The 22,898-nt window shown below is 45.1% G+C and carries 28 protein-coding genes and 1 riboswitch; of the genes, 26 read left to right on the plus strand and 2 right to left on the minus strand.

Annotation, left to right across the window (positions count from 1 at the left end):
• The first annotated feature begins 25 nt into the window (after positions 1-25).
• From V6668_RS08405 to V6668_RS08450, 10 genes are all read left to right on the plus strand, one after another.
• A complete protein-coding gene (locus V6668_RS08405) occupies positions 26-448 on the plus strand; it encodes a hypothetical protein (protein WP_036610356.1) in 423 nt (140 codons plus the stop codon).
• A gap of 27 nt (positions 449-475) precedes the next feature.
• Positions 476-1,054 (plus strand): GNAT family N-acetyltransferase, encoded by a 579-nt coding sequence (locus V6668_RS08410; protein WP_051447165.1) that lies wholly within the window; start codon positions 476-478, stop codon positions 1,052-1,054.
• 296 nt (positions 1,055-1,350) lie between these two features.
• Positions 1,351-1,848, plus strand: a complete 498-nt coding sequence (locus V6668_RS08415; protein ID WP_047842183.1) for a PH domain-containing protein — start codon at positions 1,351-1,353, stop codon at positions 1,846-1,848.
• On the plus strand, positions 1,845-3,407 hold the full coding sequence (locus tag V6668_RS08420) for a PH domain-containing protein (RefSeq protein WP_338708150.1): 1,563 nt from the start codon (positions 1,845-1,847) through the stop codon (positions 3,405-3,407). The genes V6668_RS08415 and V6668_RS08420 overlap by 4 nt, the downstream gene beginning before the upstream one ends.
• A gap of 81 nt (positions 3,408-3,488) precedes the next feature.
• A complete protein-coding gene (locus V6668_RS08425; RefSeq protein ID WP_036610349.1) occupies positions 3,489-4,265 on the plus strand; it encodes a Cof-type HAD-IIB family hydrolase in 777 nt (258 codons plus the stop codon).
• Between the two features lie 109 nt (positions 4,266-4,374).
• A complete protein-coding gene (locus V6668_RS08430; RefSeq protein ID WP_094030640.1) occupies positions 4,375-4,545 on the plus strand; it encodes a YHYH domain-containing protein in 171 nt (56 codons plus the stop codon).
• Positions 4,546-4,639: 94 nt separating this feature from the next.
• Positions 4,640-5,101 (plus strand): GNAT family N-acetyltransferase, encoded by a 462-nt coding sequence (locus V6668_RS08435; protein WP_036610345.1) that lies wholly within the window; start codon positions 4,640-4,642, stop codon positions 5,099-5,101.
• On the plus strand, positions 5,088-5,750 hold the full coding sequence (locus V6668_RS08440; RefSeq protein ID WP_338708151.1) for an HAD family hydrolase: 663 nt from the start codon (positions 5,088-5,090) through the stop codon (positions 5,748-5,750). Before V6668_RS08435 ends, V6668_RS08440 begins: the two co-directional genes overlap by 14 nt.
• Positions 5,751-5,823: 73 nt before the next feature.
• Complete coding sequence (locus tag V6668_RS08445) at positions 5,824-6,336, plus strand: NUDIX domain-containing protein (RefSeq protein ID WP_338708152.1); 513 nt, start codon at positions 5,824-5,826, stop codon at positions 6,334-6,336.
• A 14-nt stretch (positions 6,337-6,350) separates the two neighbouring features.
• Positions 6,351-7,007, plus strand: coding sequence for a DUF3298 and DUF4163 domain-containing protein (locus V6668_RS08450; protein ID WP_164783125.1), 657 nt, complete (start codon positions 6,351-6,353; stop codon positions 7,005-7,007).
• Positions 7,008-7,303: 296 nt separating this feature from the next.
• Here the strand turns inward: V6668_RS08450 and V6668_RS08455 are convergent, their stop codons facing one another.
• A complete protein-coding gene (locus V6668_RS08455; RefSeq protein WP_338708153.1) occupies positions 7,304-8,464 on the minus strand; it encodes a glycosyltransferase family 1 protein in 1,161 nt (386 codons plus the stop codon).
• Between the two features lie 210 nt (positions 8,465-8,674).
• Between V6668_RS08455 and V6668_RS08460 the strand changes: the two genes are divergently transcribed.
• From V6668_RS08460 to V6668_RS08490, 7 genes are all read left to right on the plus strand, one after another.
• On the plus strand, positions 8,675-9,244 hold the full coding sequence (locus V6668_RS08460) for a DMP19 family protein (RefSeq protein ID WP_047842190.1): 570 nt from the start codon (positions 8,675-8,677) through the stop codon (positions 9,242-9,244).
• Positions 9,245-9,271: 27 nt separating this feature from the next.
• A complete protein-coding gene (locus V6668_RS08465; RefSeq protein ID WP_155985062.1) occupies positions 9,272-9,556 on the plus strand; it encodes a hypothetical protein in 285 nt (94 codons plus the stop codon).
• A gap of 235 nt (positions 9,557-9,791) precedes the next feature.
• Positions 9,792-10,247, plus strand: coding sequence for a PTS sugar transporter subunit IIA (locus tag V6668_RS08470; protein WP_076318252.1), 456 nt, complete (start codon positions 9,792-9,794; stop codon positions 10,245-10,247).
• A complete protein-coding gene (locus V6668_RS08475; protein WP_076318253.1) occupies positions 10,247-10,564 on the plus strand; it encodes a PTS fructose transporter subunit IIB in 318 nt (105 codons plus the stop codon). Before V6668_RS08470 ends, V6668_RS08475 begins: the two co-directional genes overlap by 1 nt.
• A gap of 29 nt (positions 10,565-10,593) precedes the next feature.
• Positions 10,594-11,712 carry a PTS fructose transporter subunit IIC gene (locus tag V6668_RS08480; RefSeq protein WP_036669590.1) on the plus strand — a complete coding sequence of 373 codons (1,119 nt, stop codon included), beginning with the start codon at positions 10,594-10,596 and terminating at the stop codon, positions 11,710-11,712.
• Positions 11,713-11,786: 74 nt separating this feature from the next.
• Positions 11,787-14,465: a mannosylglycerate hydrolase gene (gene mngB / locus V6668_RS08485; RefSeq protein WP_338708154.1), complete on the plus strand. Its 2,679-nt coding sequence runs from the start codon at positions 11,787-11,789 to the stop codon at positions 14,463-14,465.
• 52 nt (positions 14,466-14,517) lie between these two features.
• Entirely contained in the window at positions 14,518-16,485 is a 1,968-nt protein-coding gene (locus V6668_RS08490; RefSeq protein WP_338708155.1) for a BglG family transcription antiterminator, read from the plus strand.
• Positions 16,486-16,656: 171 nt separating this feature from the next.
• On the opposite strand, the gene V6668_RS08495 is transcribed toward V6668_RS08490, so the two are convergent.
• On the minus strand, positions 16,657-17,430 hold the full coding sequence (locus V6668_RS08495; protein WP_338708156.1) for a sporulation protein: 774 nt from the start codon (positions 17,428-17,430) through the stop codon (positions 16,657-16,659).
• A 181-nt stretch (positions 17,431-17,611) separates the two neighbouring features.
• On the opposite strand from V6668_RS08495, the gene V6668_RS08500 reads away from it, so the two are divergent.
• The 9 genes from V6668_RS08500 (at position 17,612) to V6668_RS08540 (ending at position 22,804) form a co-directional block, all read left to right on the plus strand.
• Positions 17,612-18,289 (plus strand): class I SAM-dependent methyltransferase, encoded by a 678-nt coding sequence (locus V6668_RS08500; RefSeq protein WP_338708157.1) that lies wholly within the window; start codon positions 17,612-17,614, stop codon positions 18,287-18,289.
• A gap of 6 nt (positions 18,290-18,295) precedes the next feature.
• The gene (locus V6668_RS08505; RefSeq protein ID WP_338708158.1) at positions 18,296-18,736 is read left to right on the plus strand and encodes a hypothetical protein; all 441 of its coding nucleotides are present in this window, start codon (positions 18,296-18,298) and stop codon (positions 18,734-18,736) included.
• A gap of 21 nt (positions 18,737-18,757) precedes the next feature.
• The gene (locus V6668_RS08510; protein ID WP_100529569.1) at positions 18,758-19,297 is read left to right on the plus strand and encodes a hypothetical protein; all 540 of its coding nucleotides are present in this window, start codon (positions 18,758-18,760) and stop codon (positions 19,295-19,297) included.
• A gap of 8 nt (positions 19,298-19,305) precedes the next feature.
• Positions 19,306-19,845, plus strand: a complete 540-nt coding sequence (locus tag V6668_RS08515; protein WP_338708916.1) for a GNAT family N-acetyltransferase — start codon at positions 19,306-19,308, stop codon at positions 19,843-19,845.
• Positions 19,846-19,892: 47 nt separating this feature from the next.
• Positions 19,893-20,417: a YfiT family bacillithiol transferase gene (locus V6668_RS08520; protein WP_338708159.1), complete on the plus strand. Its 525-nt coding sequence runs from the start codon at positions 19,893-19,895 to the stop codon at positions 20,415-20,417.
• 33 nt (positions 20,418-20,450) lie between these two features.
• Positions 20,451-20,966: a GNAT family N-acetyltransferase gene (locus V6668_RS08525; protein WP_017689739.1), complete on the plus strand. Its 516-nt coding sequence runs from the start codon at positions 20,451-20,453 to the stop codon at positions 20,964-20,966.
• A 50-nt stretch (positions 20,967-21,016) separates the two neighbouring features.
• Positions 21,017-21,098: riboswitch (ZMP/ZTP riboswitch) on the plus strand.
• Between the two features lie 60 nt (positions 21,099-21,158).
• Positions 21,159-21,767 carry a DJ-1/PfpI family protein gene (locus V6668_RS08530; protein WP_338708160.1) on the plus strand — a complete coding sequence of 203 codons (609 nt, stop codon included), beginning with the start codon at positions 21,159-21,161 and terminating at the stop codon, positions 21,765-21,767.
• 4 nt (positions 21,768-21,771) lie between these two features.
• Positions 21,772-22,245 carry a GNAT family N-acetyltransferase gene (locus V6668_RS08535; RefSeq protein WP_338708161.1) on the plus strand — a complete coding sequence of 158 codons (474 nt, stop codon included), beginning with the start codon at positions 21,772-21,774 and terminating at the stop codon, positions 22,243-22,245.
• 175 nt (positions 22,246-22,420) lie between these two features.
• Positions 22,421-22,804 (plus strand): VOC family protein, encoded by a 384-nt coding sequence (locus V6668_RS08540; protein WP_036610305.1) that lies wholly within the window; start codon positions 22,421-22,423, stop codon positions 22,802-22,804.
• The last annotated feature ends 94 nt before the right edge of the window (positions 22,805-22,898 follow it).

The following is a 22,898-nucleotide window of genomic DNA, read 5'->3' on the forward strand; positions in this document are numbered from 1 at the left end:
ATACTAAGTCAGGGAGGCACGCAGTATGGTGAAATATGTAGGAATGTTGCTCGTATTTGTCATTGCCACGTTCATTGCAGGGTGTAGCAAACCGAATGAATCGAACGCGGAAGAAGGGCTTCCTGTACTGATCACTTTAACGTGTAATCCCAACCTTGCCTTGGAACCATGCCAAGATGTTGTGTTTGATCGATCTGACGAGATTCGAATCATGATGGAGGCCATACATAAGGCAGAGCGTATGCCAGGTATTATTGATTATGGTACGCAGTACAAGATGAGCATAACAAATGCGGACAGCTCCATAACACGGTATGATTTTTCACTAGGAATGGATCCCAAGATGCAAGGCTTGTTAGTAAACGAGGAAGACACGCATACTGGATATAGCATTCCTCTTGAGGATGCGAATCAACTAAGAAGACTGATTCAGCGACGTATAGATTAAGAAGGTATATGGAACGGAGAAGAACCTGTGGATGACAAAATCACCATTGAACCTTTGAAACAATCGGATGCAGATGGAGTGTATCAGGTGTTCGAGACAACCATTCCCGCAGCATTTGATCAGGAGGGAATAGGCTCGCTTCTGGATGATATTCAGGATGAAATAACACAGAAAAAAGCGATGATTCACATGGCATTGCAAGCAAAGGACAACATAGAACCAAGTGTGTTTTTCCTCGTCGCCAAAATGGGAGATGTTATTGTAGGCACAATCTCGTATGGACCGTGTGGTAAGGAGATTCGAGAATGTACAGAGGGCCGGCTGAACGATATCGGAGAACTGGGTAGCCTGTATGTGTTGCCCGAGGTTCAAGGACAGGGGGTTGGTTCGGCGCTCATTCTTGCACTGGTTACTGAACTGCAACGGCTGGGAATTCAGCAATTCTGCCTGGATAGCGGTTACCAGATCGCACAGAAGAAGTGGCAACGCAAATTCGGTGAACCCTATGTGGTGGCGAACAACTATTGGGGAGAAGGAACAGATCATATGGTTTGGCTGTGTGAAGTACAGGGTTTTATAGAGGTTGTTCAAAAAGCCCGCTTTTGATTACGAAGGATGCCTATCGGCATCATCAGCATCGAATATGGAATTCAGCCGAAATGTCCGTTGCTCACGTAGTTTTCCTACGCTCCGCTACTCCATTTCTAGCTTCATCCCATCTTCTCGGTACTGAAAACCAGTCTTTTTGAACATGCACTAAAGTAAAATGACATGAACAAAAGAGATGACGACCTGTATTGTATAGGGGTCATCTCTTTATCTTTTTGCATCGATCGTGGACGATTGTTCGTACAGTGTACCATGTGTGTTTTTATGTACCCGAGGAAAAAAGGAGTGAACATATGTCAATACAGTGGAATACACCCGAGCAACGGCTGTCCCCTCATGCGGTAAACTTGTGGAGAATTAGCGCCATCATATGGAATGTAATAGGCTTTCTGATCCTTGCCGTACTGTTAATACTGGACTCCATCTATGGATGGAAGACGTGGATTGGTTGGATTTTGTGGGGCGTTACGGCCATATCGGTGCTCTATGCGGTGTGGGATATTTTCATCCAGCCGTCATGGTTATACAAGCATTGGTACTATGATGTGAATGAGGAGTTCCTGCAACTGAAGCGTGGGGCGCTAACCAAGGTACATCAGATCATCCCCATGGCGAAAGTGCAATCGGTTACAACCAATCAGGGACCTTTGATGCGAAAATATGGACTCTATTCCGTATCGGTTGGCACGATGGGTTCATCGCATGAAATCCCGGCATTGCCAGAGGAAGTCGCTCTTGCACTCCGTCATCAGATTGCGTCCTATGCGCGGATTAATGAGGTGGATGAATGATCGATATGAAGCGACATCATCCATTAACCATGCTGTGGAGCTTGTGGAAACGGGTAAAGAATTGGTTCGCTATCGTCCTTTTTTTGTTTGTTTTCCGTCAGGGCTCGGAGTCCCAATGGATATTCTATGGAAGAATCGCTTTTTATGTAGGTGTCTCCATTAGCATCCTGTCCATGATCCTGAAGTGGTTCACCTCGCGTTATGCAGCAGACGATACAGCCTTTCATATCTATAGTGGTGTGTTTAACCGTACCCGAAGAACGATACCTTATACGAAGGTCCAGAATGTGAATCGTCATACAACGCTGTTTCATCGTTTGTTCAGGGTGACGTCGATTCGATTCGAGACCGGAATTAAGGGAGAAGATGCTACCTTTCAGTTACACGTTGTATCACTTTCCGAAGCGGAACAGCTGGAGAAGATTGTAGCAGGTCATATGGCTGAAGAAGCAGAAACAGCAGGAGCAACAGAGGAACATGATACGTTGGATGCAGTTCAGGTTATGGAAGAGGGAGAGGCGCAATCTGAACCTTTTATAACTGATGAAGTCATGTCTCTGCCTGCAAAAGAAAAACAGGAACGGGTTGTTCATTATCATTCCACCCGCAAGGACATATTCAAAGCATCCTTTACCTCGCTTAGTTTTCTTGTACTGATTCCGGTCTTGGCTACGCTCTATTCCTGGGTGAAGGACTTCTTCCCTGATGAAGAAGTAACGGAAAGTTTGTTATTAACCTGGCTTGATTCCTGGTGGATTGCCGGTTTGATGATTTTAGTTTTATTGATCATATCTATTGCTCTGGGCATAGTCAGAACCTTCGTAAAGTATGGCAATTTCCAGATCACCTCGGATGCCAAGCGGATCTATATCTCGAAGGGCATGATGGAGCAAACGTCATTTTCAATCTTGAAAGAACGAGTCCAGGCCGTGAAAATTACACAGTCGCCAATGAAAAGGCTGCTTGGACTGGCGGAAGTAGAACTGACCACTGCAGGTAGTCTGGGAGAATCCGAGCAGGAAGTGAACTCGCTCTATCCCTTCTTGCCTGTGAAGCAAGCCTATACCCTGATTGAGGAGATCCTGCCATCCTATCGGGTTACGCAAGAGATGGAAAAACTTCCACGAATATCACTATGGCTGCGCCTGCTCAAACCAAGTTGGGGATGGATCATGATCACGGGTTTATTGTGGTATTTCAAACCATTGGTGTTTGGGCAGAAACATGCTTGGTGGATGATTTCCGCGATTCTGCTCGTGTGGATTGCAACATGCAGAGTGATGGACTTTTTCCATACCCGATACATTCTGCATCAGAATTTCATTCAACTTCGAACCGGTGCGCTCACGTCAACACTCTTTATCTCCAAACGTGAGAAAGTCATCGAAGTGCAGATCACCCGTAATGTGTTACAGCGTTGGTTCGGTGTGGCTTCCATTCATACCGTAAACCGCGCCAAACCAGTACTGTATCATCGGGCACATGACATTTCCCTGGATACGGCCAAATCATTTCAATCATGGTATATGGGACGTACCCAAGATGTTCAGACCCGTTAATTGTAGAGCAAGTGCAGGAAGACCAAACAAGGTTATTCTGTACTTGCTCTTTTTAATTGAAGACAGAGGAGGAAGAACAATTTGATTAAAGCTGTGTTCTTTGATGTGGACGGTACGTTGCTGAGCGAAATAGATCGGAGTTTATCACCGCGTACAGCTGAGTCGATCCGGGAATTGATTCCTAAAGGCGTTCAAGTTGTACTCGTCACAGGCAGGCCCTATAATTTATGCGAAGAATTCAGAAATCTCGGAATAGATACAATCATTTCGGCTAATGGGGCATTGATCAAAGCAGGTGATGAAGTGATACATAAGTCTGTACTTTCAGCACAGATGGTTAGAACATTTAGTGAGTTTGCCGAGTTGCAGGGGCACAGTATTTCATATTTTACAGAGTCATTTGATACGAACGGGTTGTGTACAGTAGATGGTCGTGTTACTGATGCCTTAAGAGATACGCTTGGACTCATGGATGCGCCGCAGAAAATCGGTACGTTGGAACAGGACGTATATTGCATTTGTTTATACGCGGATGAAGCGGAGACGGAGAAATTCCAATCCAGATTTCCTTCCTTACGATTCGTGAGATTCCATCCGTATGTAGTGAATGTGCTGGAAGCGAGCGAAGTCAGCAAATCTATAGCCGCAGAGAAAGTTCTCGACTACCTGAAGATATCCAGAGAGGATACAATGGCCTTTGGCGATGGGGAGAATGACGTGGATATGCTAGTGTATGCGGGAATCGGAATTGCGATGGGAAATGGCGGAGAACGGATTAAACAAAGCGCTGATTATGTCACCCTGCGGGCAAGTGAAGATGGGGTCTTCCATGCATTGAAGCAATTTAAGATTTTATGAGAATGGATCGGCTAAAAAGATGAAGGATATCCAAATTGTGGATTTTCATGTAGAATGATATAGCACGTATTAAGCCCTAAAGCATAGGGTGTTGATCGAAGGGTGACTTATGAAAAAGGTTGTTATAGTAATCCTGTCTCTTGTCGTACTTGTTGGTGTATCCTCTTCCGCTTATGCTCATCCAGGCAGACTGGATAAGAACGGGGGACATAACTGTTCAGCCAAATCCAAACAAAAGGGTCTGTGCACAGGTTATCACTATCACAAAAAGAAAAAATGAGAATGAGCTGTACAAGATAAACCCGGCCATCGTTCAATGTATGGTTGGGTTTGCATGTGTACCATTGATTTAAAATGATGGAGGCGGTTACACCATGCAGATACAGGAGATATCGGTGTGGAATCATGACGATTTAGTGGCGATGCTGGTTGAAAGCTCCAGTGAGGGGTTCAGACATATCGAGCGATTAATCCATGAATATGAGACAGGAATCAATACATTCGAGCAAGAAGATGAAGCGCTTTTTGAATGCAGAATGGACGATAAGGTGGTTGGGATCTGCGGTCTGAACAGAGATCCTTATTCTGAAGTGACTGATACAGGAAGAATTCGCAGGCTTTATGTGATGAGAGAATTTCGAAGACATGGGGTTGGGCGCAGCCTGATGGATGCGGTTATTCAAAAAGCGGAAAATCATTACGCTCGACTGGTTCTGTACACGGATCAACCGGTTGCTGGATCTTTTTATCGCGACTTGGGATTTAGAGAAGTGACGAGTATGGAGAAGATAACGCATGTACTGGAATTGGGGGAGAAGGAAGATGGATCATATTAAAGCGGTTATTTTTGATTTGGACAATACAATTCTGAACAGAACAATGACCTTTGACGGCTTCACGCAGAATTTGATTAAAACCTATTTTGGTCACCTTGAGTCAACCGAAGATATAAGCAAACGAATTATTGAACTCGACCAGGATGGTTATAAGGACAAACCCTTTCTGTTCAACGAGTTGTTGCATGAACTGCCCTGGGCAGAGCATCCACCACATGCAGAACTGATGGAGTTCTATGGCAGAGAGTATGTGCGAAGTTCAGTTCTGATGGAACAGGCGCGAGAAGTCGTTCAGCATCTTCGGGGGAAATATCGAACCGGGTTAATTACCAATGGGCAGACCGATATTCAGTATGGGAAGATCGATCAACTCGGTATCCGGAATGATTACGACCATATTATTGTTTCAGAAGAGGCTGGAGTCAAAAAGCCCGATCCACGCATATTTCAGCTTGCGCTTGATCATTTCGGTCTGAGACCAGAGCAATGCATTTACATTGGCGATCATCCGGTGAACGATATTGAGGGAGCGGCAAGCGTAGGCATGAGCACCATCTGGATGAAGGTCAACCAGCCATGGCAGGACAGCATTACGTCGGGTCCTTTACATACGATTGAACATCTAAATGAGTTGAAGAAACTGCTTTAGAAGACGGTTATATAAACAAGTGAATACCTATAAACAAAGTTTGGAAAGCGAGGAACATATGGAGATTAGACAGATGGCAACAGCGTTTTTGAGCAATGGCTCAGACATGCTGATGATGAAGAAGGCGGGTAGCAGATTGTTTAATTTTGAATTCTGGGGTGGCATTGGCGGACATCTGGAACAAGGGGAACTGAACGTACCCATGAGCGCCAGCTATCGGGAGATTGAAGAAGAGACCGGGTTCAAGCAAGAGGATGTCGAACACTTTCGGCTTCGATATATTCTGTTGGAAGTTAACGGTGGTGAGATTTGGCAGCAGTTTGTATATTTCGGAGAGACCACGCATCGACATTTTGTGCCCTCGGATGAAGGCGAGTTATTCTGGATACCACTGGATGAGGTGTTGGACTTACATTCGTCTATTCTGATCAAAGCAACGCTTAGGCACTATTTACAACACCCAGGAGCAGAGGACATCTGGATTGGCAACGTTCAGAGCGGAACAGACCTAAAGGGTACTCCACAGGTAATATGGAACAGAATGCAGGAAACGATATCATTTGAGCCAAAGGGGGTTAATCGATAATGTTGAAATATAGAATGGAAAGAAAAAAATTGAGATGGATAAATTACCTGTTGATCACTGTACTGATTGCTATAATTCTTCCGAGTAGTCATGTAGAGGCAGGCAGCACGATTACAGTGAAAACGAAGGTCCAATATTATAAAGGACAGCCATACATACATCTAACAGGTGGAAATAAATCTGTGACGGATAAACTGAACAAGACATTTAAACTCCACGCAGTGAAAGCAGCTCGCCTGGACAAAGAAGAAAAGAAATCAAACAAAAAATATTTCTACATCACCATGGCCAGTGTAAAATACAATGCAAAAGAAAAGTTATCTGTGGTATATGAAGATCATGTGTACACTGGCGGAGCACATGGAATGGATGCGACAAAATCATATAACTATGATTTAAGAACGGGGAAAGAACTGAAGCTAAGCGAGTATGTCAAAGACGATACTCAGATGGAGAAGGTGGAGAAATCAATCTCCAACAGTCTATTAGCCATGTATAATGCAGGAGTTTCTATTTTTGAAGAAAATATTTATGATTTTCAGCTTGATCAAACATCTGAATTCTTTTTATATGACAAAGGTATCGTCATCCGATTCCACCCTTATGAGGTTGCACCCTACGCTAAAGGGTTTGTAGATATCAAAGTCCCGTTCAGTAAATTCAACCAATAGATTGTTTGCAATAAAAGGCATGATCCAGTTCAATGAGGTCATGTCTTTTTCTATATATACAATCATTCAAAATACTCTAATTTCAATAACTTCGGCTTCTATGTTTCTACATACCGAATAAATAGCTTAACCTATTCCAAGAAGGAGATTTTGTTATGAAACGTATTGGAAACATGTTTCAGGCTGACCGTAGCAGAGTGTAAATGCTATGGCAGCCTGAACGAGCGAACCGGTTTAATTTTGCATAGGACAGAGGCGGTAGTTATGGGTTTTTGGAAGAAGATGATTTCATAAAACTACGCTGTAATAATTCGATCTTTCGTTTGTCTGTTCCGATGTTCTATCGCTTCCTCATAATCCCCGATCAGTGTATCAAAAATATGCTCCCACGACCGCTGCTCAGCCAGCTTTCTGCCTTCCAATCCCATCATCCGCAATTGGTTCACGTGATTTCCCCAGAGACATATCTCCCGAATCAGTGCATCAGCCTGACCTGGCTCGAATAACACACCATTGCGGTGAGGGGATATCAGATCCTTTACACCTCCAGCATTGGCCGCCACCACAGGGAGTCCTGAAGCCATCGCTTCCAGTACCACATTGCCAAATGTCTCCGTAGAAGAAGGAAACACAAACAGATCTGCCGAAGCATACATAACAGCAAGTTCTTCGCCATGCATATAACCTGTAAAGGTGACATTTGGTGGGGATTGCAGACGCATTTTCGGGAGAGATGGGCCGTCGCCAACGATGATCCAGTGTACACGGGACTGCATTTCCTGGGGCAACTGCTGCATGGTAGTCGTGAGTGTAGCGATATCTTTTTCCGGGGCAATGCGTCCAACGTAGAGTAGAATAAGGGGAGCGGTGATGTGGTATCGTTCACGGATATCCGAGCTGCGTTTATCAGGGGAGTACAGGTTGCAATCAATCCCGCGAGACCAAAGTTTCAGACGCTGAATGCCTTGGGTTTGAAGGGTGTTTAACGTTTCCTGCGATGGAATTAGGGTTGCATCACAGGCACGGTGGAACCACTGGATATACTTCCAGTAGAGAGGAATCATACTTTTCAACCGGTAGTATTCGAGATAACGATCGAAGTGGGTATGGTAGGAGACAACATGGGGAAGATGGTGTTTGAGGGCATACCTCAGACCAAGCAACCCCATATTAAAAGGTGTGGCGATATGCAGCAGATCGGGTTGAAAGGTTTGTAGCTGCTTGTGTGTGTCTGCTCTGTTGGGTAGAGCAATGCGGCATTCGGGATACAGAAAAAAAGGGATGTTGGCAACCGATCGGACTTGAGTCTCATGGCTTCCTTCAATGACGGAGTTCGGAGTAAACAGCAGATGTTCAATTCTTCTGCGGTTCAGATGGTTACTCAAGCGGTGGAGCGTGCCAGCAACACCATTGGTTTCCGGAAGATAGGTGTCTGTGAACAAGGCCAGGCGCATCATTACCCCTCCCAAGACTCGTGATGCCAAGATCATAACAGCGGAACATTTTCCAGAGGTCAAGTGCACGTTAACTTGACGATATTCCCTGTAAATTTGTTAAAGGATATACTATACCAACTTCCATAAGTTCAACTTATATAGCGTATTCTGATATGATGTAATAACGTGTCGGCGTATATATAGAAAGAGAGATACAGGAGGCAGAGAAAGATGAACAAGTTACAAGAAGAATTGCAGGAGTTGTTACCACTTGATCAGCTTGAAGAGATGTCAGGTGAAGAAGTGGTGGGGAGTGTTGCCATGGACCTTTATCGGGCTGAATTTTCGACGATTCGAGAAAGTGGGCCGGAACTTCCGCAAGTATTGAGAGATATCATTCTAATCATTGATCTGGATACCGAGCTGTCCATGAACGGGATGACCGGTTTCCTTGAGAATTCCAGCGGACAGTATCTGGGTGAGACGATAACAGCTATGGAGCGGATCGGCAATGATGCAGATGCCGTGATCCTGAAGAAGATAGAGCAGATGTTGTCCGAAAGCGGTGTAACGCACGGGCAATTACGAGATAATGTGAATGGCCTGTCCGAAGATGACATCACGACAAGCCTGCAAACGCATGGGGAACAGATTCATGAGGTATTACAGCAGATTGAACTGGAAGCCGCGAATTTGAGCATGCAATCGGATAACGAAGAAAGCTTTGATCTGCTGTATCAATATGTGGACGAAAATAAAGAACGTTTGAAACAGGAGATGCAACACGTTTTGTCTAATTGAGTGGGAAGAGGAGGCAAAATGAAAATCATGAACAAACGATTAGCGCTGGAATCCTTTTTGGTTACCTTGTTATTCATCATCGGTTTTGTAGCTTGGAATGTCGTTCAAGGCATGATCATGACCATGAATTATGTACCTGATCTGACGAACACCGCTTCTTCTGTTACCCCATTGCAATCCAAGATTGCTTTTGGAAGCCGTGTTCAATGGGATACAACATCCATGATTATGGCTGTTGCCGGATTTATTTTGCTCGCCGCCGCATATTACGGTCTTCGATCAGGAATGCAGCGTTGGACACAGCGTTCTTGATGTTTTATCCGCTTAGAGTCCATGTTCTGTACTTACTTACGCTGCCTTTGCAGCATATCAATTGAAACTCATTTACAACTGCCCTGAGTCTATTAGACTCAGGGTTTTTGCTATGGCTAATGTTTTTCCGCTTCGAAGGGGAAATTTTCTAGATCCAAGGTCAAGGAAGAATCCGTTACAATGATCTTGTAAGCGCTTATCGTTTTGGATAGAGAGAGGAGGAGAGACAGAGATCATGATTACAACCAATCAGATTTATCTCGATCAGACATTGCATAGCAAAGAGGACGTATTTGATTTTATATCTGCGGAGGCAGAGCGTTACAGCATCACTACAAACCGTGCACAACTTGCGGCTGATCTGTGGGAACGCGAACGTGTCTACTCCACCGGACTTCAGGATCACTTTGCGATTCCCCATACCCAGAGTGAAGTTGTAACACGTCCGGCAGTGATGGTCATTCGATTGCGTGAGCCCATTGATTGGGAATCTCATGACGGCAAGCCGGTAAAATTTATTTTTGCCATCCTTGTGCCTAAAGGTCATGTAGACGTATCCCATCTGCAAATCATCTCTTCACTTGCCACCTTACTGCTGGAAGATTCATTCAAAGAGGCCATCGCAGAAGCGGTGCAGCCGGAAGATGTATATGCGTTGCTTCATCAATATACGGAAGGACTGGTGTCATAATGAAAATCGTAGGTGTAACGTCATGTATCGCAGGTCTCGCCCATACCCCGATGGCCGCCAAAGCATTGGAGAAAGCAGCTCAGCAACTGGGATATGAGATCAAAGTGGAACAGCAGGGAGCCATGGGACAAGTCAATAAGCTGACGGAAGAAGATATTGCTGCAGCGAATTTTGTACTGATTGCAGCGGATCAAACGGTGAAGGACATGGATCGGTTTGGCGATAAAAAAATCGTACGTGTCAAAATCGGTCATGCCGTAAGTCAGGCAGAAGCGGTATTAACCAAAGCCGTCGAGGCTGTGAACGAACAAGCTTAACCCCACCTTCCACATGAGGAGAGAGTACGATGAGAAAATGGTTTGGTGAAGCAAAAACACATCTAATGACAGGTATCTCCTATCTGCTGCCCGTCATTATCGCGGGTTCCCTGGTCGTTGCCATCTGCAAAATTATCGCACTATCAATGGGTATTACTGATCTTGATCCGTACAAAGATGGAAGCGGATTCTTGCATATTTTATATCTCGTGCAAAATGTAGGATGGAGCGGCATCGGACTATTGACGATTGTCCTGTCCGGTTACATTGCCTACTCGATTGCCGACAAACCTGCCCTGGCCGCAGGTCTGATCGGCGGGGTGCTGGCACAGCAGACCAACGCCGGTTTCTTGGGCGCATTAATCTCAGGCTTCTTTGCCGGATACATCACCTTGTGGGTCAAAAACAAAGTCAAGATTACAGGTCCAGCCGCTGGCTCGGTACCGTTAATCATTTTACCGCTGATTACCGTCGGTTTAACCGGATTTCTGATGGCAGTCATTCTGGGTGGCCCGCTGGGCGCGCTGAATGAGTATCTCATTGCTTGGGTTCAAAACATGAGCCAGAGCGGAACGAATACCGTTCTACTTGCGATTATTCTGGGAGCGATGATCGGGTTCGATCTCGGTGGACCTGTAAACAAAGCGGCATGGATGGCAGGCAATGCCCTGTTCCTGTCCGGTGTGTATCTGCCGAATGTATTTATCAACATTGCGATCTGCATCCCACCGCTCGGTTATGGTTTGGCGACATTACTGATGAAGAAACGTTTTTCCAAAACCTATCAGGAAGCGGGAAAAGGTGCAGTGATTATGGGTGTGATCGGCATCACGGAGGGTGCAATTCCGTTCACACTGCGTAACCCTGCCAAAATGATTCTGGTCAACATGTTTGCCTGTGCAACGGGCGCTGCCTTGACTGCACTGCTGGGAGCACATATCATCATGCCACCAATTGGCGGCTTATATGGAGCCGTATCGGTAGGTACCCCAATCGCGTACCTCGCCGGAGGCATCGTCGGCGCACTGATTGTTGCGGGAGGCACCATGCTGGTGAACTTCCGTGATGAAGAAGAGAAACAGCCTGCCAAGACTCAGGAAGCTTCAGTGAAGAAAAACGGGGAAGAAATCGAACTCGTTTTTGACTAAAAGTACATGTTCAAAAAGATCGGTTTTCAGTATCTTGAACAACCTTTAAAAAGCATCTGGAGGGATATAGAGATATGAGTGAAAGAAATCGTACCAAAGTACATGTGATTCCACATACGCACTGGGACCGGGAATGGTATTTTACGACCTCCCGTTCCAAAGTGTATCTCGTCAAACACGTCAAGGAAGTATTGGATGCACTGGAGAATATCGATGGATTCCATTATTACCTGTTGGATGCACAGGGCTCGCTGCTGGATGATTACATCCGCTGGTGTCCCGAAGATGAGGAACGGATCCGCCAACTGGTTTCTGCCAAACGACTGATGACGGGACCCTGGTATACACAGACGGATCAATTGGTGATTTCCAGTGAATCCATGGTCCGAAACCTGTATTATGGTATGAAAACAGCACAAAAGTACGGACATGCGATGAAGGTTGGTTATGTCCCGGATGCATTTGGACAATCGGCACAGATGCCGCAGATCTATCGGGAGTTTGGCATTGAACGTTTCCTGTTCTGGCGTGGTGTCTCGGATAATACGAATCCACATACCGAGTTTACGTGGGAAGGGTCGGATGGCAGTCGTGTATTTGCTGTACAGATGCCATTCGGGTATTACTACGGTGGTAACATTCCGGAAAATGAAGAAGATCTGATCCCTTATTTGGAGAAACAGATTGGTGCGCTGGAACGCAAAGCCTCCACCAAACATATCTATTTCCCTAATGGGTTTGATCAGGCGCCTGTGCGATTGAATCTGCCGGAGTTGATTAAACGGTTCAATGCACTGGATACAGAACGCGAATATGTGATGAATGAACCGGAACGTTTTCTGGCGGAGATCGAAGCGGATAGTCAGGATCTGCCTGTACTTCGGGGTGAATTAATGGAAGCCAAGCACATGCGGATTCACAAGTCCATTTTTTCCACCCGTGCGGATCTCAAGCAACAGAATAACCAGATTGAGAATCTGATTGCTAACACGCTAGAACCTGTACTTGCCATTAGCCATTCTCTCGGGCATGATTACCCGCATCGCATTGTGGAGGACATCTGGAAGCTGTTGTTTGAGAATGCGGCACATGACAGCATCGGTGGCTGTAACAGCGATACGACGAATCAGGACGTTGCGTTTCGTTACAAACAGGCCTATGATATCGCACTCAATCTGCTCGACCTGCATATGCGGATGATTGCTTCAACGATACAGCAGAAGGAGACATTTGCGTTCACCCTGTTCAACACGCTACCGTATGTGCGAGGCGGGGTTACTGAGATTGAAGCTTATATTCCGGAAGAATCCTTTGTGATTCGGGATACGAAGGGGCGCGAGCTGGCCTACACCATTGTGGAAAAAGTAGATCAGACCGATTATGTGCTTGGACAACACATTGACCTGAATCCAAGTCGCAAAGTGCATCTGCCAGAACGCGTATATCGCGCCAAATTGCTGGTGGAACTGCAAGAGGTCCCGGCGATGGGTTACACCCAGATTGTTTTTGATTTCAGTCAGGGCGCTGCACCTGTCATTGAACGACGTAACGTGGACAAGATTGAAAATGAACATTTCAGCATTGCGCTGCAAGCAAACGGCACCTTGCAAATTACAGATAAGCGATCTGGCCAAGTGTATGCGGATCAAATGGTCTTCGAAGATAACGGGGATGACGGAGATTCCTACAATTATTCTCCTCCCGAGCGGGATCTGATTGTTTCTTCGGCAGCCAGCCAGATGAGTGCGACGACCACCCAAACGTCTGTATCTCAGACACTATCCCTGCGTTTCACGCTGGATGTCCCCTACGATCTGGAAGAGCGCGCCGCAGGCATCACGTCGGGAGCATTGCCAATACAAGTGGAGATATCTCTTCGCAAAGGAGAGAATCTGATCCGTTTCCAGGTTCAGGTGCAGAATGAGGTGTTCAGCCACCGTCTGCGTGTCCTTTTTGATACAGGAATTGCTTCATCCCTATCCATTGCAGATCAACCGTTTGGAGTCATTGCTCGTCCAACCTCATTGCCAGAAGTGGAAGTATGGGAGCGCGAACAATGGCAGGAGAAACCGATCACTATTGAAGCGATGCAGAGTTATGCGGGGTTGAACAACGGTACGCATGGTATGGCTGTGATGACGGAAGGTGTACGTGAGTACGAGATTATTGGTGAGCAAATGGATACCATTGCCCTGACCTTGTTCCGTACTTTCGGTTTCATGGGTAAGGAAAACCTGTTGTATCGTCCTGGCCGGGCCTCCGGTGAGAAAATTGTGGCTACACCTGATGCGCAATTGCTTGGCAAGCTCTTCTTTACCTTTGGCCTGCATATCCAGGCTTCCGGATTCGACGAAGCGAATGTAGCTCGTGCTGCGCGTGAATATTTGACACCGATCAGCAGTTATCAGCTATGCGACTTTTTGAACGGACGACTGATCTTTGCTTTCCGCGATGAGGCACTTGTTCTTGATACAGACTATAGCCTGATGTCGTTCAGCAACGATTCCAACGTGGTGTTAAGCAGTTTCAAGAAAGCAGAGCAGAGTGACGGATACATTGTACGTGTCTTCAATCCGTATTTGTCACAGTCTGCTAACGTGAACATGCACTTTAATCAACCTGTACATGCAGAGCGTGTATCTCTTGGTGAACAACCACTGGAGCCTCAGCAGAGGTTAACCGATGGAGAAGAGGTCGTTCGTTTGCCGGAACTCGCACATTGTAAATTGATGACGGTACTTGTATCGATATAAGGTGGGCTTTAGTTTGACACAATCCTGATCAGAAGGGAGGTCGGATATCGGTATGATTTTTCCAACTAAACGGTTGAAAAAGCTGTTCCACCTCATTCATGGTGAAGGACAGGAACAGGCTTGGACGAGCCAAGCACTTGCAGACAGGCTGGAAGTTACTGTACGTACTATTCGGGATGATCTGAAAAAGCTGGATCATATCCTCGCGGGGCATGGCGGGAGCCTGGAATCCAAGCGTGGGCGGGGTTATTCCATTCGTGTGCATGATGCGAAGCGGTATAATGAGCTGTTGGAGGAACGGAAGGATGATGGGCAAAAAGGTGCTCCAGTACCTGGTTCGCCTGATGAGCGTATCCGTTATGAATTGTTCAAGCTGCTTGGTGAACCGGGTCATATCAAGATGGAAGACCTCGCTGATCAGCTGTTTATAAGCCGTGCAACAATGAACAATGATCTGAAAATCATTCGTCAGATTTTGGAGAACTACCAGCTTCAGCTTCAGATCAAGCCAGGACATGGTGTGAAGGTCGTCGGAGACGAGCAAAGGTTTCGCTATTGCCTTGCCGAGTACGCCGATGCGCGAGATGAAGAACTGGGCCCCGAAGGAATGACCGTTGCACAGGAACGTTTGTTGTATCCAATCGAACCCGCACACATCCGCGAGATCGTCATTCGCCATGTAGGCAAACAGAATGTTCGTATTGCAGATGTGGCACTGAAAGATCTGATTACGCATCTGGCTGTTATGGTATTACGTATTAAGCAGGGGCATGAACTAGAGCGATTCGAGAAAGTGGAGGCGAATGTTCAGGATCAGCAACTTGCACAGCAGATTATTCAGGATCTGGAGTTGTTATATTCCATTCACTGTCCAGTTGGAGAGCGAGATTATCTGCTGCTGCACATTGTTAGCAAAAAAATGACCGCTACCGATTGGAATGGACTTCGAAGTGACCCCTTATATCTTGCTGTACAGCAAATGTTGGGTCATATCTATGATCGGTACACCTATGATCTGCGTGATGATGAACGATTGCCGAATGATCTGTATGCCCATCTGAAGCCCATGATTACTCGCCTGGAACATGGCATGAATATGCGGAATCCACTGCTGGGACATATACGTAAATATTATCCACTGGCCTATGAGATTACGATCAGTGCAGTGAAACAGCTACAGACATACGTACCTCATGAAATCAATGACAGCGAGATTGGTTACTTGGCTCTCCACATTGGTGCAGCTTTGGAACGTAAATACCAGATTCCTCATCGCAAACGGAAATCCGTATTGCTGGTCTGTGGGTCAGGATACGGCACAGCCCGTATTCTTGAATCCAGATTGCGTTCTTTATTTGCAGAGCTGGAGGTCTCACGTGTAGTTTCGCTACGGGAGTACGAGGAGATGGGGAGTGTGCCCGAAGATTTGGTCATTTCTACGATCCGGTTACGGGAGTCCAAAGGCAAACCGTCGGCTGTCATTGCTGCGATTCCATCGGAACGAGACATGGCAACGATCACTCATCTGGTGCGAACCAGTGATGAGCAGGAGGAAATGACATTGCTGCGTTACTTTGATCCAGAGTTGTTTATGTTTCGGTCGGATCAGCCTGACAAAATGACACTTATGGCTGAGATGAGCGGAGCACTGTTGGAGAAGGGAATTGTAACGGAGCAATTCTGGCCAGCTGTGCAGGAGCGGGAAAAGATGGCTTCAACCGCGCTTGGAAGAGGTATGGCGATTCCGCATCCCATGGAGCTGAGTTCAACCCGTACGACCGTATCGGTATGCCTGCTTGAGAAGCCGATTCCGTGGGATGAGGAGAATGAAGTACATGCTGTATTTATGTTATCTATCTGCAAAGAGGATTACGAACAGGCGATGGGGATCTATGATCTGTTTGTAGAGTTAATCCGGCAGGAGGAGAAGTTGGAAAGCCTGCGATCCTGTGGCAGCTTCGATGCCTTTGCCCAACTTGTATGTGAAACGTTGAGTCTGAAAAGTACCGAAGTGTATTAATATATATATGTTCGCTAATGGATAATTACACGGACACTCCGAGTACAGAACAACCTTACGATCGCTGTTATCCTCCAACTTTTTTTAATTCCCTTTTTGAAAGGGAAAAACCGTCCTTCATCAGATTTGTCTGATAGAGGACGGTTTTTATTCGTTAACACAAACTATAGATTAGATATGTTTGGAAATGATTTCTTCTAGTCCTTGAGCGACAGAATGCGCCCCTCGCGCCAGATGTCTTTCATATAGATGCAGGCGGACAAAGCTCTCATCCGTACCCATTGCTTCGGAGAATATTCCACTGAGCCCACGAGTGCGGCGATCGATCTGTAATAGCAGCTCCAGCGAATCGCCCATGGGATAGAACAGCACTTCCAACTCATCCAGATGCCCACGGAATTTGTTTGTTGGTACAAATTCAAATTCCTGCACAAATGGCAGATTGCCACCCAGCTTTGGTGCATAGTCATTGGTCACTTCACGCAGTTTGAAACCAAGGATATCAATTGCATCGAGCACGGTGTTCATGTCTTTGCTAGGAACAACATGCAGTCTGTCCCGGTCTGAAGGGTCTACAGCACTTGAAATATCGAGGCCCGTCTCCACCCATACCTCTGCACGATGCAGTGTAATTGGCAGATTTTCTGGCAGGTCAAATGAAAAGTCTTTCTCCAATTTGGCTCCAGGCTGTAATGTAAAACCTTCGGTGAGCAGATATTTGGCTATAACGGCTGTTTCTTTTACTTTACGATCATCGTGCTCCCGTATGTAATGGGTTTTAATTGAAAGATAGATTCGATCTACGTTCTGTTCCGCATCTCCACCTTCAATGTACACAACCCCCGAGATGATTCCTCCAGGCGTGACCTCTGGTGTATGCAATTCCGTATTTACTTTGGCTGCTCCAACACCTACACTGGCTAACATTTTCTTGAAAAATGACATGCGCTCAACCTCCAGATCAGATGGTTTATTATATGGGATACATACGGCTTCGACCTTAATACGGAAGCTGGAAGAGAAGCGTTTCATATTTTAGCAAAGATATATCGTATATCCAAACAGGAGAATCGACGTACCCATGTCGAATGTTTAAATAAAGGGAATTTTTGTCAGGAGGAACTCTATGAGCATGGAATGGTACGATATGATTGCACAACGTAATGGGGGATACAAGGGTAGAGCTTTGTATACGCTGGAAGGTAACTCTGCTGAAGATATTTTTGAAGAGTGGTTGATTAAGCTTCTGCCTCAGTATACATCCGTGCTCGATGCAGGCTGTGGACATGGGGAGTTTACGTTGAAAATGTCGGAATATACCGATCACATTATAGGGTTTGATAATTCGGAAGAGATGATAAAGATAGCCCAAAACAGTCTTCATTCAAGCACGATAACAAATGTGGAATTTGTCTGCATCAGCACAAAAGAAAAGATGCCATTTGAAGATAAGCAATTTGGTTTGATCTATGATCGCAGAGGTCCAACTTCCATTATTGAGCATGGGAGATTGCTACAAAAGGGTGGAGTTATGATTGGTATTCATACGGATATAACAAAGGTACGTGAGCGTTTGGAAAGAAATGCATTTAAGGTGATCAAGATTGAGGAATATAACGAGGCACTTATGATTTTCTCGGATGAAAAAGAGTTTGCCATTTTTCTCTCCGATATCCCCGGAAACCCGGATTATACACAGCCTGAGTACCGGGAACAGCTGGAAGTCAAGCTGAAGGAGAACCAGGTTGATGGTAGAATTGCTGTAAGAGAATGCAAGTATATTTGGCAGGCCATAAGGAGCTGAAGCGGATTGAACACAGAATTTTCAGAACAGAAATATGGTGAAATGGGTGTCAAAACCAGCTTCGAGCAGATGGCGAACGGGGAACAAAAATATAAAATGATAACAGAAGACGGCAGTTATTATTGCAGAACCGTTGCCTCTTCCCACGGAGCATGGCAAAACAGTCATGTACATATCAATCTAACGGAGTTTTATGTGGTGCAAACCGGATGGATTGCGTATGCCAGTTATGGAGACGATCAGATGTTTTCGATTCGAGTGATGCGTGCAGGAGAGCACATCATTGTCCAACCTGGAATCCACCATAATATATACATGTCTGCACATAGCGCGATACATACCATCAAGCATGGATTGAATACATCCAGTGATTGGACGGCATCCCCTGAGTTGGATAGGTTAACTCAATCTTTAACAGAGAAGGAGCTACTCCAGAAGTATGATTAATTAGACGGGAGGATCAGACAGATGCGTAAAAGTACAATATTTTGGATTACGGGAGTAACGATAATTCTCTTGGTGACTCTGCTCATATACAGCTATGTTATTCCAAGTGTGAGTGCCCAGGATGTTGTGATGGCAGGCACAATCAGGCAGATTGATACGGATGTAGTTGAGGTAGAGTTAGAGATAACGCGAAAAAGAGAAGACAAGGATCAACATATGGTGTATCCCGTTGTCCCTGGATGGGAAGGGGTCACATTCACTGAAGAACAAGATGATGCGTGGTACATGCCTTCGTCTGTTGGCAGCTCCTATCTTGATCAAGTCATTCTGGAAAAGTATCTGAAGGCGCAGGGGATGACCATGAAATCAGCTGATAATCTGATAGGATTTGCGATACCTGATGAGATAGGGAGCTACAAGTTGCGGTTAACGCTCAGATCTTTGGATGGAACGACTCAGCCGCTTGAGAATCCCGTGGTGTATTATGTTCACAACGAGCATTTGTTAGGGAAGGATCTGAGTTGGGTTACGAGTGAGAATCTGGAGATCAATAAGGAGTAATCAGAATGATGAATGTATATGAATCGAATGAAATCACTGTACGTTTCTTGGACTCAGAAGATGAACAACATCTGGTGAAGTGGCTGTCAGACCCGGAAGTTCTTCAATACTATGAAGGGCGTGATCGGCCGCATGATCTGGAACAGGTGAGAGAGCATTTTTACAATCAAAAAGATGATGCTACTCGTTGTATCGTTGAGTATGGAGGACATCCGATTGGATACATTCAGTTCTATGAGCTTGAGGAAGAAGAACGAACGGAGTATGGTTATGGAGACACGGATGAGATCATCTATGGAACGGATCAGTTTATTGGTGAGGTAGAATACTGGAATAAAGGCATTGGTACACAGTTGATGCAATCCATGCTGGCTTATCTGATTAATGAAAAACAAGCCCGTAAAGTGGTTATGGACCCTCAATCCTGGAACTTAAGAGCGATATCCTGTTACGAGAAATGTGATTTCCAAAAGATTAAGCTGTTGGAGAAACATGAGCAGCACGAAGGACAGATGCGAGACTGTTGGCTTATGGAATATGCCCTGTAGATCCTGCTTAAAGTTAACTAAATCATGTAAACAAGGAGGAATAATGGATGGATGAAAGATTTCCGATAGGACCATTTGTATACACGGGTGAAGTTACTTTGGCACAACGGGAGAAGTGGATTCAGGACATTGCTGAGTTGCCTGAACGCGCACGAGAAGCGGTAAAGGGATTGAGTGAAGAGCAATTAAGTCTACCGTATCGAGAAGGTGGATGGATGCTCAAACAGGTTATTCACCACATGGCAGACAGCCATATGAACAGTATGATTCGTTTCAAGTTGGCGCTGACAGAGGATACACCAACGATTCGGCCTTATTATGAAGAGCGCTGGGCTGAACTGAGTGATTCAAGAGACCTGGATGTCGAATTCTCGCTTCAGATTCTGGATGCCCTCCATCGTCGTTGGGTGTTTCTGTTAAACGCGCTGACAGATGCAGATTATGCCAAACAATTTTATCATCCCTCATCGGAAGAAACGACAAGACTGGATTACAATCTGGGCATGTATGCTTGGCACGGCAAACACCATGTTGCTCACATCACATCGCTTCGGGATAGATTGGGAATATAGCTATTAGAAATATCTTTTAAGGAGGATTCATCAATGAGTGTACATATCAGACTATTAAATGAGAACGATCCTGTAATCATATCAAAGGCGTTTCAGGAGCAGGGTTGGGGGAGATCCCCTGAGCAGTATCTTCATTACTTGGCTGAACAACAGAATGGGGAACGCGTAACCTTGGTAGCCGAGTTGAATGGAGAATTTGCCGGATACGTGAATGTATTGTGGAATTCCAGCTACCCGTCTTTCAGGGAACAAGGCATTCCCGAAATTAACGATTTTAATGTACTAATGAAGTTCCAGCGCCAAGGTATTGGTTCACGGTTGATGGACCGAGCAGAGGAAGTTATTCTGGAACGAACGGATGTAGCAGGCATTGGTGTAGGTGTGTTTTCCGATTATGGCAAAGCGCAAGTTCTATATGCCCATCGCGGGTACATACCAGACGGTCACGGTGTACACAAACATGATCATTACATTCAGCCGGGTGAAGAAACGATTATGGACGACGATGTTGTACTTTATCTTACGAAGAAGTTAAAAGCCACGCAATAATTTCATAATATATACAATATGAAAGATGTCATGTATATTAGTTGTAAATATCTGTTATGTGTGACTGGCGTAAACGTGGAGTGAACCACGAGGGAGCACATATATTATATGCCGTACGCCTGGGCAAAGTGTTTGATCTTTTGATCAAACACTTTATTTATTATTCAGGGAACGAAAGGACTGGTGGCGGCAATGAAAATGGCGTTTGTTTTATTTGATGGAATGACAAGCATGGATTTAGCTGGATTTTATGAAGCTGTGACTTGGCTAGCGATTCTGAAAGCAAAGGAAAACGTATCATGGACATTCTGCGCAGATAAGGAGGAAATTTCGGATGACCGTGGGCTGAAAATGAAATCCGATGCAGTATTACCTCATCTAGGGGATTTTGACCTAGTATTTTTTCCTGGTGGATTATCAACTAGAACGCTTCGATTTGATGAGGATTTTATGCGATGGGTCCGAACGGCAGAAAATGTCACATATAAAATATCTATTTGTACCGGGGCTTTACTGTTGGGGGCAGCAGGTTTCCTGAATGGAAAAAGGGCTACTACCAACTCATCTGCTTATGATTTATTGAATCCTTATTGTGCAGAAGTAATCTCAGCGCGTGTAGTGCGTGATGGTAATACGGTAACGGGTGCGGGGGTTACGGCTTCCATTGACCTGGGACTATACTTGGTCGAAATGTTAACGTCTACGGAGATCGTCCTTCAAGTTCAACAAAAACTAGAGTATCCATATTATGAAGCTGGTAACTTAAAAGATGTCTACATGCACACTAAGGGTAGGGGATAAAAAGATGACTATTCGCCTTTTTCAAGCGATTGATCAGCCAGCAGTGCTGAAAATGATGACGGATCATGATTTTCAATTCCCTTCGTTTATACGCGATCAGTATCCTGCGCGCTGGGATATATTTTTAAAAATGACGGATGAACGTATCAGTGCTTATTATGTCATGGTTGACGAAGCAGATGTTGTCATAGGTCATGCTGGTTATATCTTTCATCCTACTGTTAACCGATATGAAATCGTTGGCGTTGTTACATGCAAATCACACCTTCGACAGGGAGTAGCACGTGGACTAATTACAAAAATATGTATAAAAATAGCTGAATTCGGCAGTAGTGATGTCATGCTTTACACACTTGATCATGAAGAAAATGAAGCAGCGCTCGTATTTTATGAACGAATGAATTTTCAAAAAGAAGGTGTTGATATGAATTATTATACCTCGGGGTTTCATAGACTTTCACTTGTTAAAACATTATAAGGGAACTTCAAAAAACTAATTGTAGTGGAAGCATAAAAGTGTACTTCAGTTTAAGCTGCATGGACTTGCAAAGAAAGATGATAAAAAAGCTGTCTTGCATGTTATACTCTATTGGAATTTGAGGAATGATAAGCAGGATGTTAAGAGATTAGATGATCAGAGGAGTGGATGATGCATGTTTAGCAAAGTCGGCCAGATTATGTTGTATGTCAACAATCAGGATGAATCACTGGCATTTTGGACGGAAGTTGCGGGATTCCACATTGTGGATGAAGTAAACCTTGACGAGGGTATGAGATGGATTGAGATTGCGCCTACCCCAAATTCGCAGACGAGCATTATTCTTCATGACAAGGAGTTTGTGGAGCGGATGTCGGCGGGTGTAAATCTGGGCACACCTTCGTTAATGTTCTTCACCGAAAATCTGGATCAGTTATATGCCGACTTGGCTGGTAAACATGTAACGGTCGGAGAGATTGTCGAGATGCCAACGGGGCGTGTCTTCAACTTTGCTGATAACGAAGGAAATTACTTTGCAGTTTTGGAACGGGCGAAGTAAGTTACAACTTAAAACAGCACCATTGCAAGCGGTCGACATTCATGTCGGTCGTTTTTTTGTTGGGAAAAAGCTTATGTTTTGGAGTAGAAAAACG

This window comes from Paenibacillus amylolyticus (genome assembly GCF_036894225.1).
In the GTDB taxonomy this organism is placed as follows: Bacteria; Bacillota; Bacilli; order Paenibacillales; family Paenibacillaceae; genus Paenibacillus; species Paenibacillus amylolyticus.

Excerpts from the sequence above, each read along its gene's own strand:
- V6668_RS08495 (WP_338708156.1), bottom strand. The coding sequence starts at position 17,430 with ATGTCATTTTTCAAGAAAATGTTAGCCAGTGTAGGTGTTGGAGCAGCC.
- V6668_RS08450 (WP_164783125.1), top strand. The coding sequence starts at position 6,351 with ATGGAAAGAAAAAAATTGAGATGGATAAATTACCTGTTGATCACTGTA.
- V6668_RS08415 (WP_047842183.1), top strand. The coding sequence starts at position 1,351 with ATGTCAATACAGTGGAATACACCCGAGCAACGGCTGTCCCCTCATGCG.
- V6668_RS08515 (WP_338708916.1), top strand. The coding sequence starts at position 19,306 with ATGAATGTATATGAATCGAATGAAATCACTGTACGTTTCTTGGACTCA.
- V6668_RS08470 (WP_076318252.1), top strand. The coding sequence starts at position 9,792 with ATGATTACAACCAATCAGATTTATCTCGATCAGACATTGCATAGCAAA.
- V6668_RS08480 (WP_036669590.1), top strand. The coding sequence starts at position 10,594 with ATGAGAAAATGGTTTGGTGAAGCAAAAACACATCTAATGACAGGTATC.
- V6668_RS08430 (WP_094030640.1), top strand. The coding sequence starts at position 4,375 with ATGAAAAAGGTTGTTATAGTAATCCTGTCTCTTGTCGTACTTGTTGGT.
- V6668_RS08530 (WP_338708160.1), top strand. The coding sequence starts at position 21,159 with ATGAAAATGGCGTTTGTTTTATTTGATGGAATGACAAGCATGGATTTA.
- V6668_RS08460 (WP_047842190.1), top strand. The coding sequence starts at position 8,675 with ATGAACAAGTTACAAGAAGAATTGCAGGAGTTGTTACCACTTGATCAG.
- V6668_RS08405 (WP_036610356.1), top strand. The coding sequence starts at position 26 with ATGGTGAAATATGTAGGAATGTTGCTCGTATTTGTCATTGCCACGTTC.
- V6668_RS08540 (WP_036610305.1), top strand. The coding sequence starts at position 22,421 with ATGTTTAGCAAAGTCGGCCAGATTATGTTGTATGTCAACAATCAGGAT.
- V6668_RS08535 (WP_338708161.1), top strand. The coding sequence starts at position 21,772 with ATGACTATTCGCCTTTTTCAAGCGATTGATCAGCCAGCAGTGCTGAAA.
- V6668_RS08445 (WP_338708152.1), top strand. The coding sequence starts at position 5,824 with ATGGCAACAGCGTTTTTGAGCAATGGCTCAGACATGCTGATGATGAAG.
- V6668_RS08475 (WP_076318253.1), top strand. The coding sequence starts at position 10,247 with ATGAAAATCGTAGGTGTAACGTCATGTATCGCAGGTCTCGCCCATACC.
- V6668_RS08440 (WP_338708151.1), top strand. The coding sequence starts at position 5,088 with ATGGATCATATTAAAGCGGTTATTTTTGATTTGGACAATACAATTCTG.
- V6668_RS08420 (WP_338708150.1), top strand. The coding sequence starts at position 1,845 with ATGATCGATATGAAGCGACATCATCCATTAACCATGCTGTGGAGCTTG.
- V6668_RS08455 (WP_338708153.1), bottom strand. The coding sequence starts at position 8,464 with ATGATGCGCCTGGCCTTGTTCACAGACACCTATCTTCCGGAAACCAAT.
- V6668_RS08510 (WP_100529569.1), top strand. The coding sequence starts at position 18,758 with ATGCGTAAAAGTACAATATTTTGGATTACGGGAGTAACGATAATTCTC.
- V6668_RS08525 (WP_017689739.1), top strand. The coding sequence starts at position 20,451 with ATGAGTGTACATATCAGACTATTAAATGAGAACGATCCTGTAATCATA.
- V6668_RS08490 (WP_338708155.1), top strand. The coding sequence starts at position 14,518 with ATGATTTTTCCAACTAAACGGTTGAAAAAGCTGTTCCACCTCATTCAT.
- mngB (WP_338708154.1), top strand. The coding sequence starts at position 11,787 with ATGAGTGAAAGAAATCGTACCAAAGTACATGTGATTCCACATACGCAC.
- V6668_RS08435 (WP_036610345.1), top strand. The coding sequence starts at position 4,640 with ATGCAGATACAGGAGATATCGGTGTGGAATCATGACGATTTAGTGGCG.
- V6668_RS08500 (WP_338708157.1), top strand. The coding sequence starts at position 17,612 with ATGAGCATGGAATGGTACGATATGATTGCACAACGTAATGGGGGATAC.
- V6668_RS08465 (WP_155985062.1), top strand. The coding sequence starts at position 9,272 with ATGAACAAACGATTAGCGCTGGAATCCTTTTTGGTTACCTTGTTATTC.
- V6668_RS08520 (WP_338708159.1), top strand. The coding sequence starts at position 19,893 with ATGGATGAAAGATTTCCGATAGGACCATTTGTATACACGGGTGAAGTT.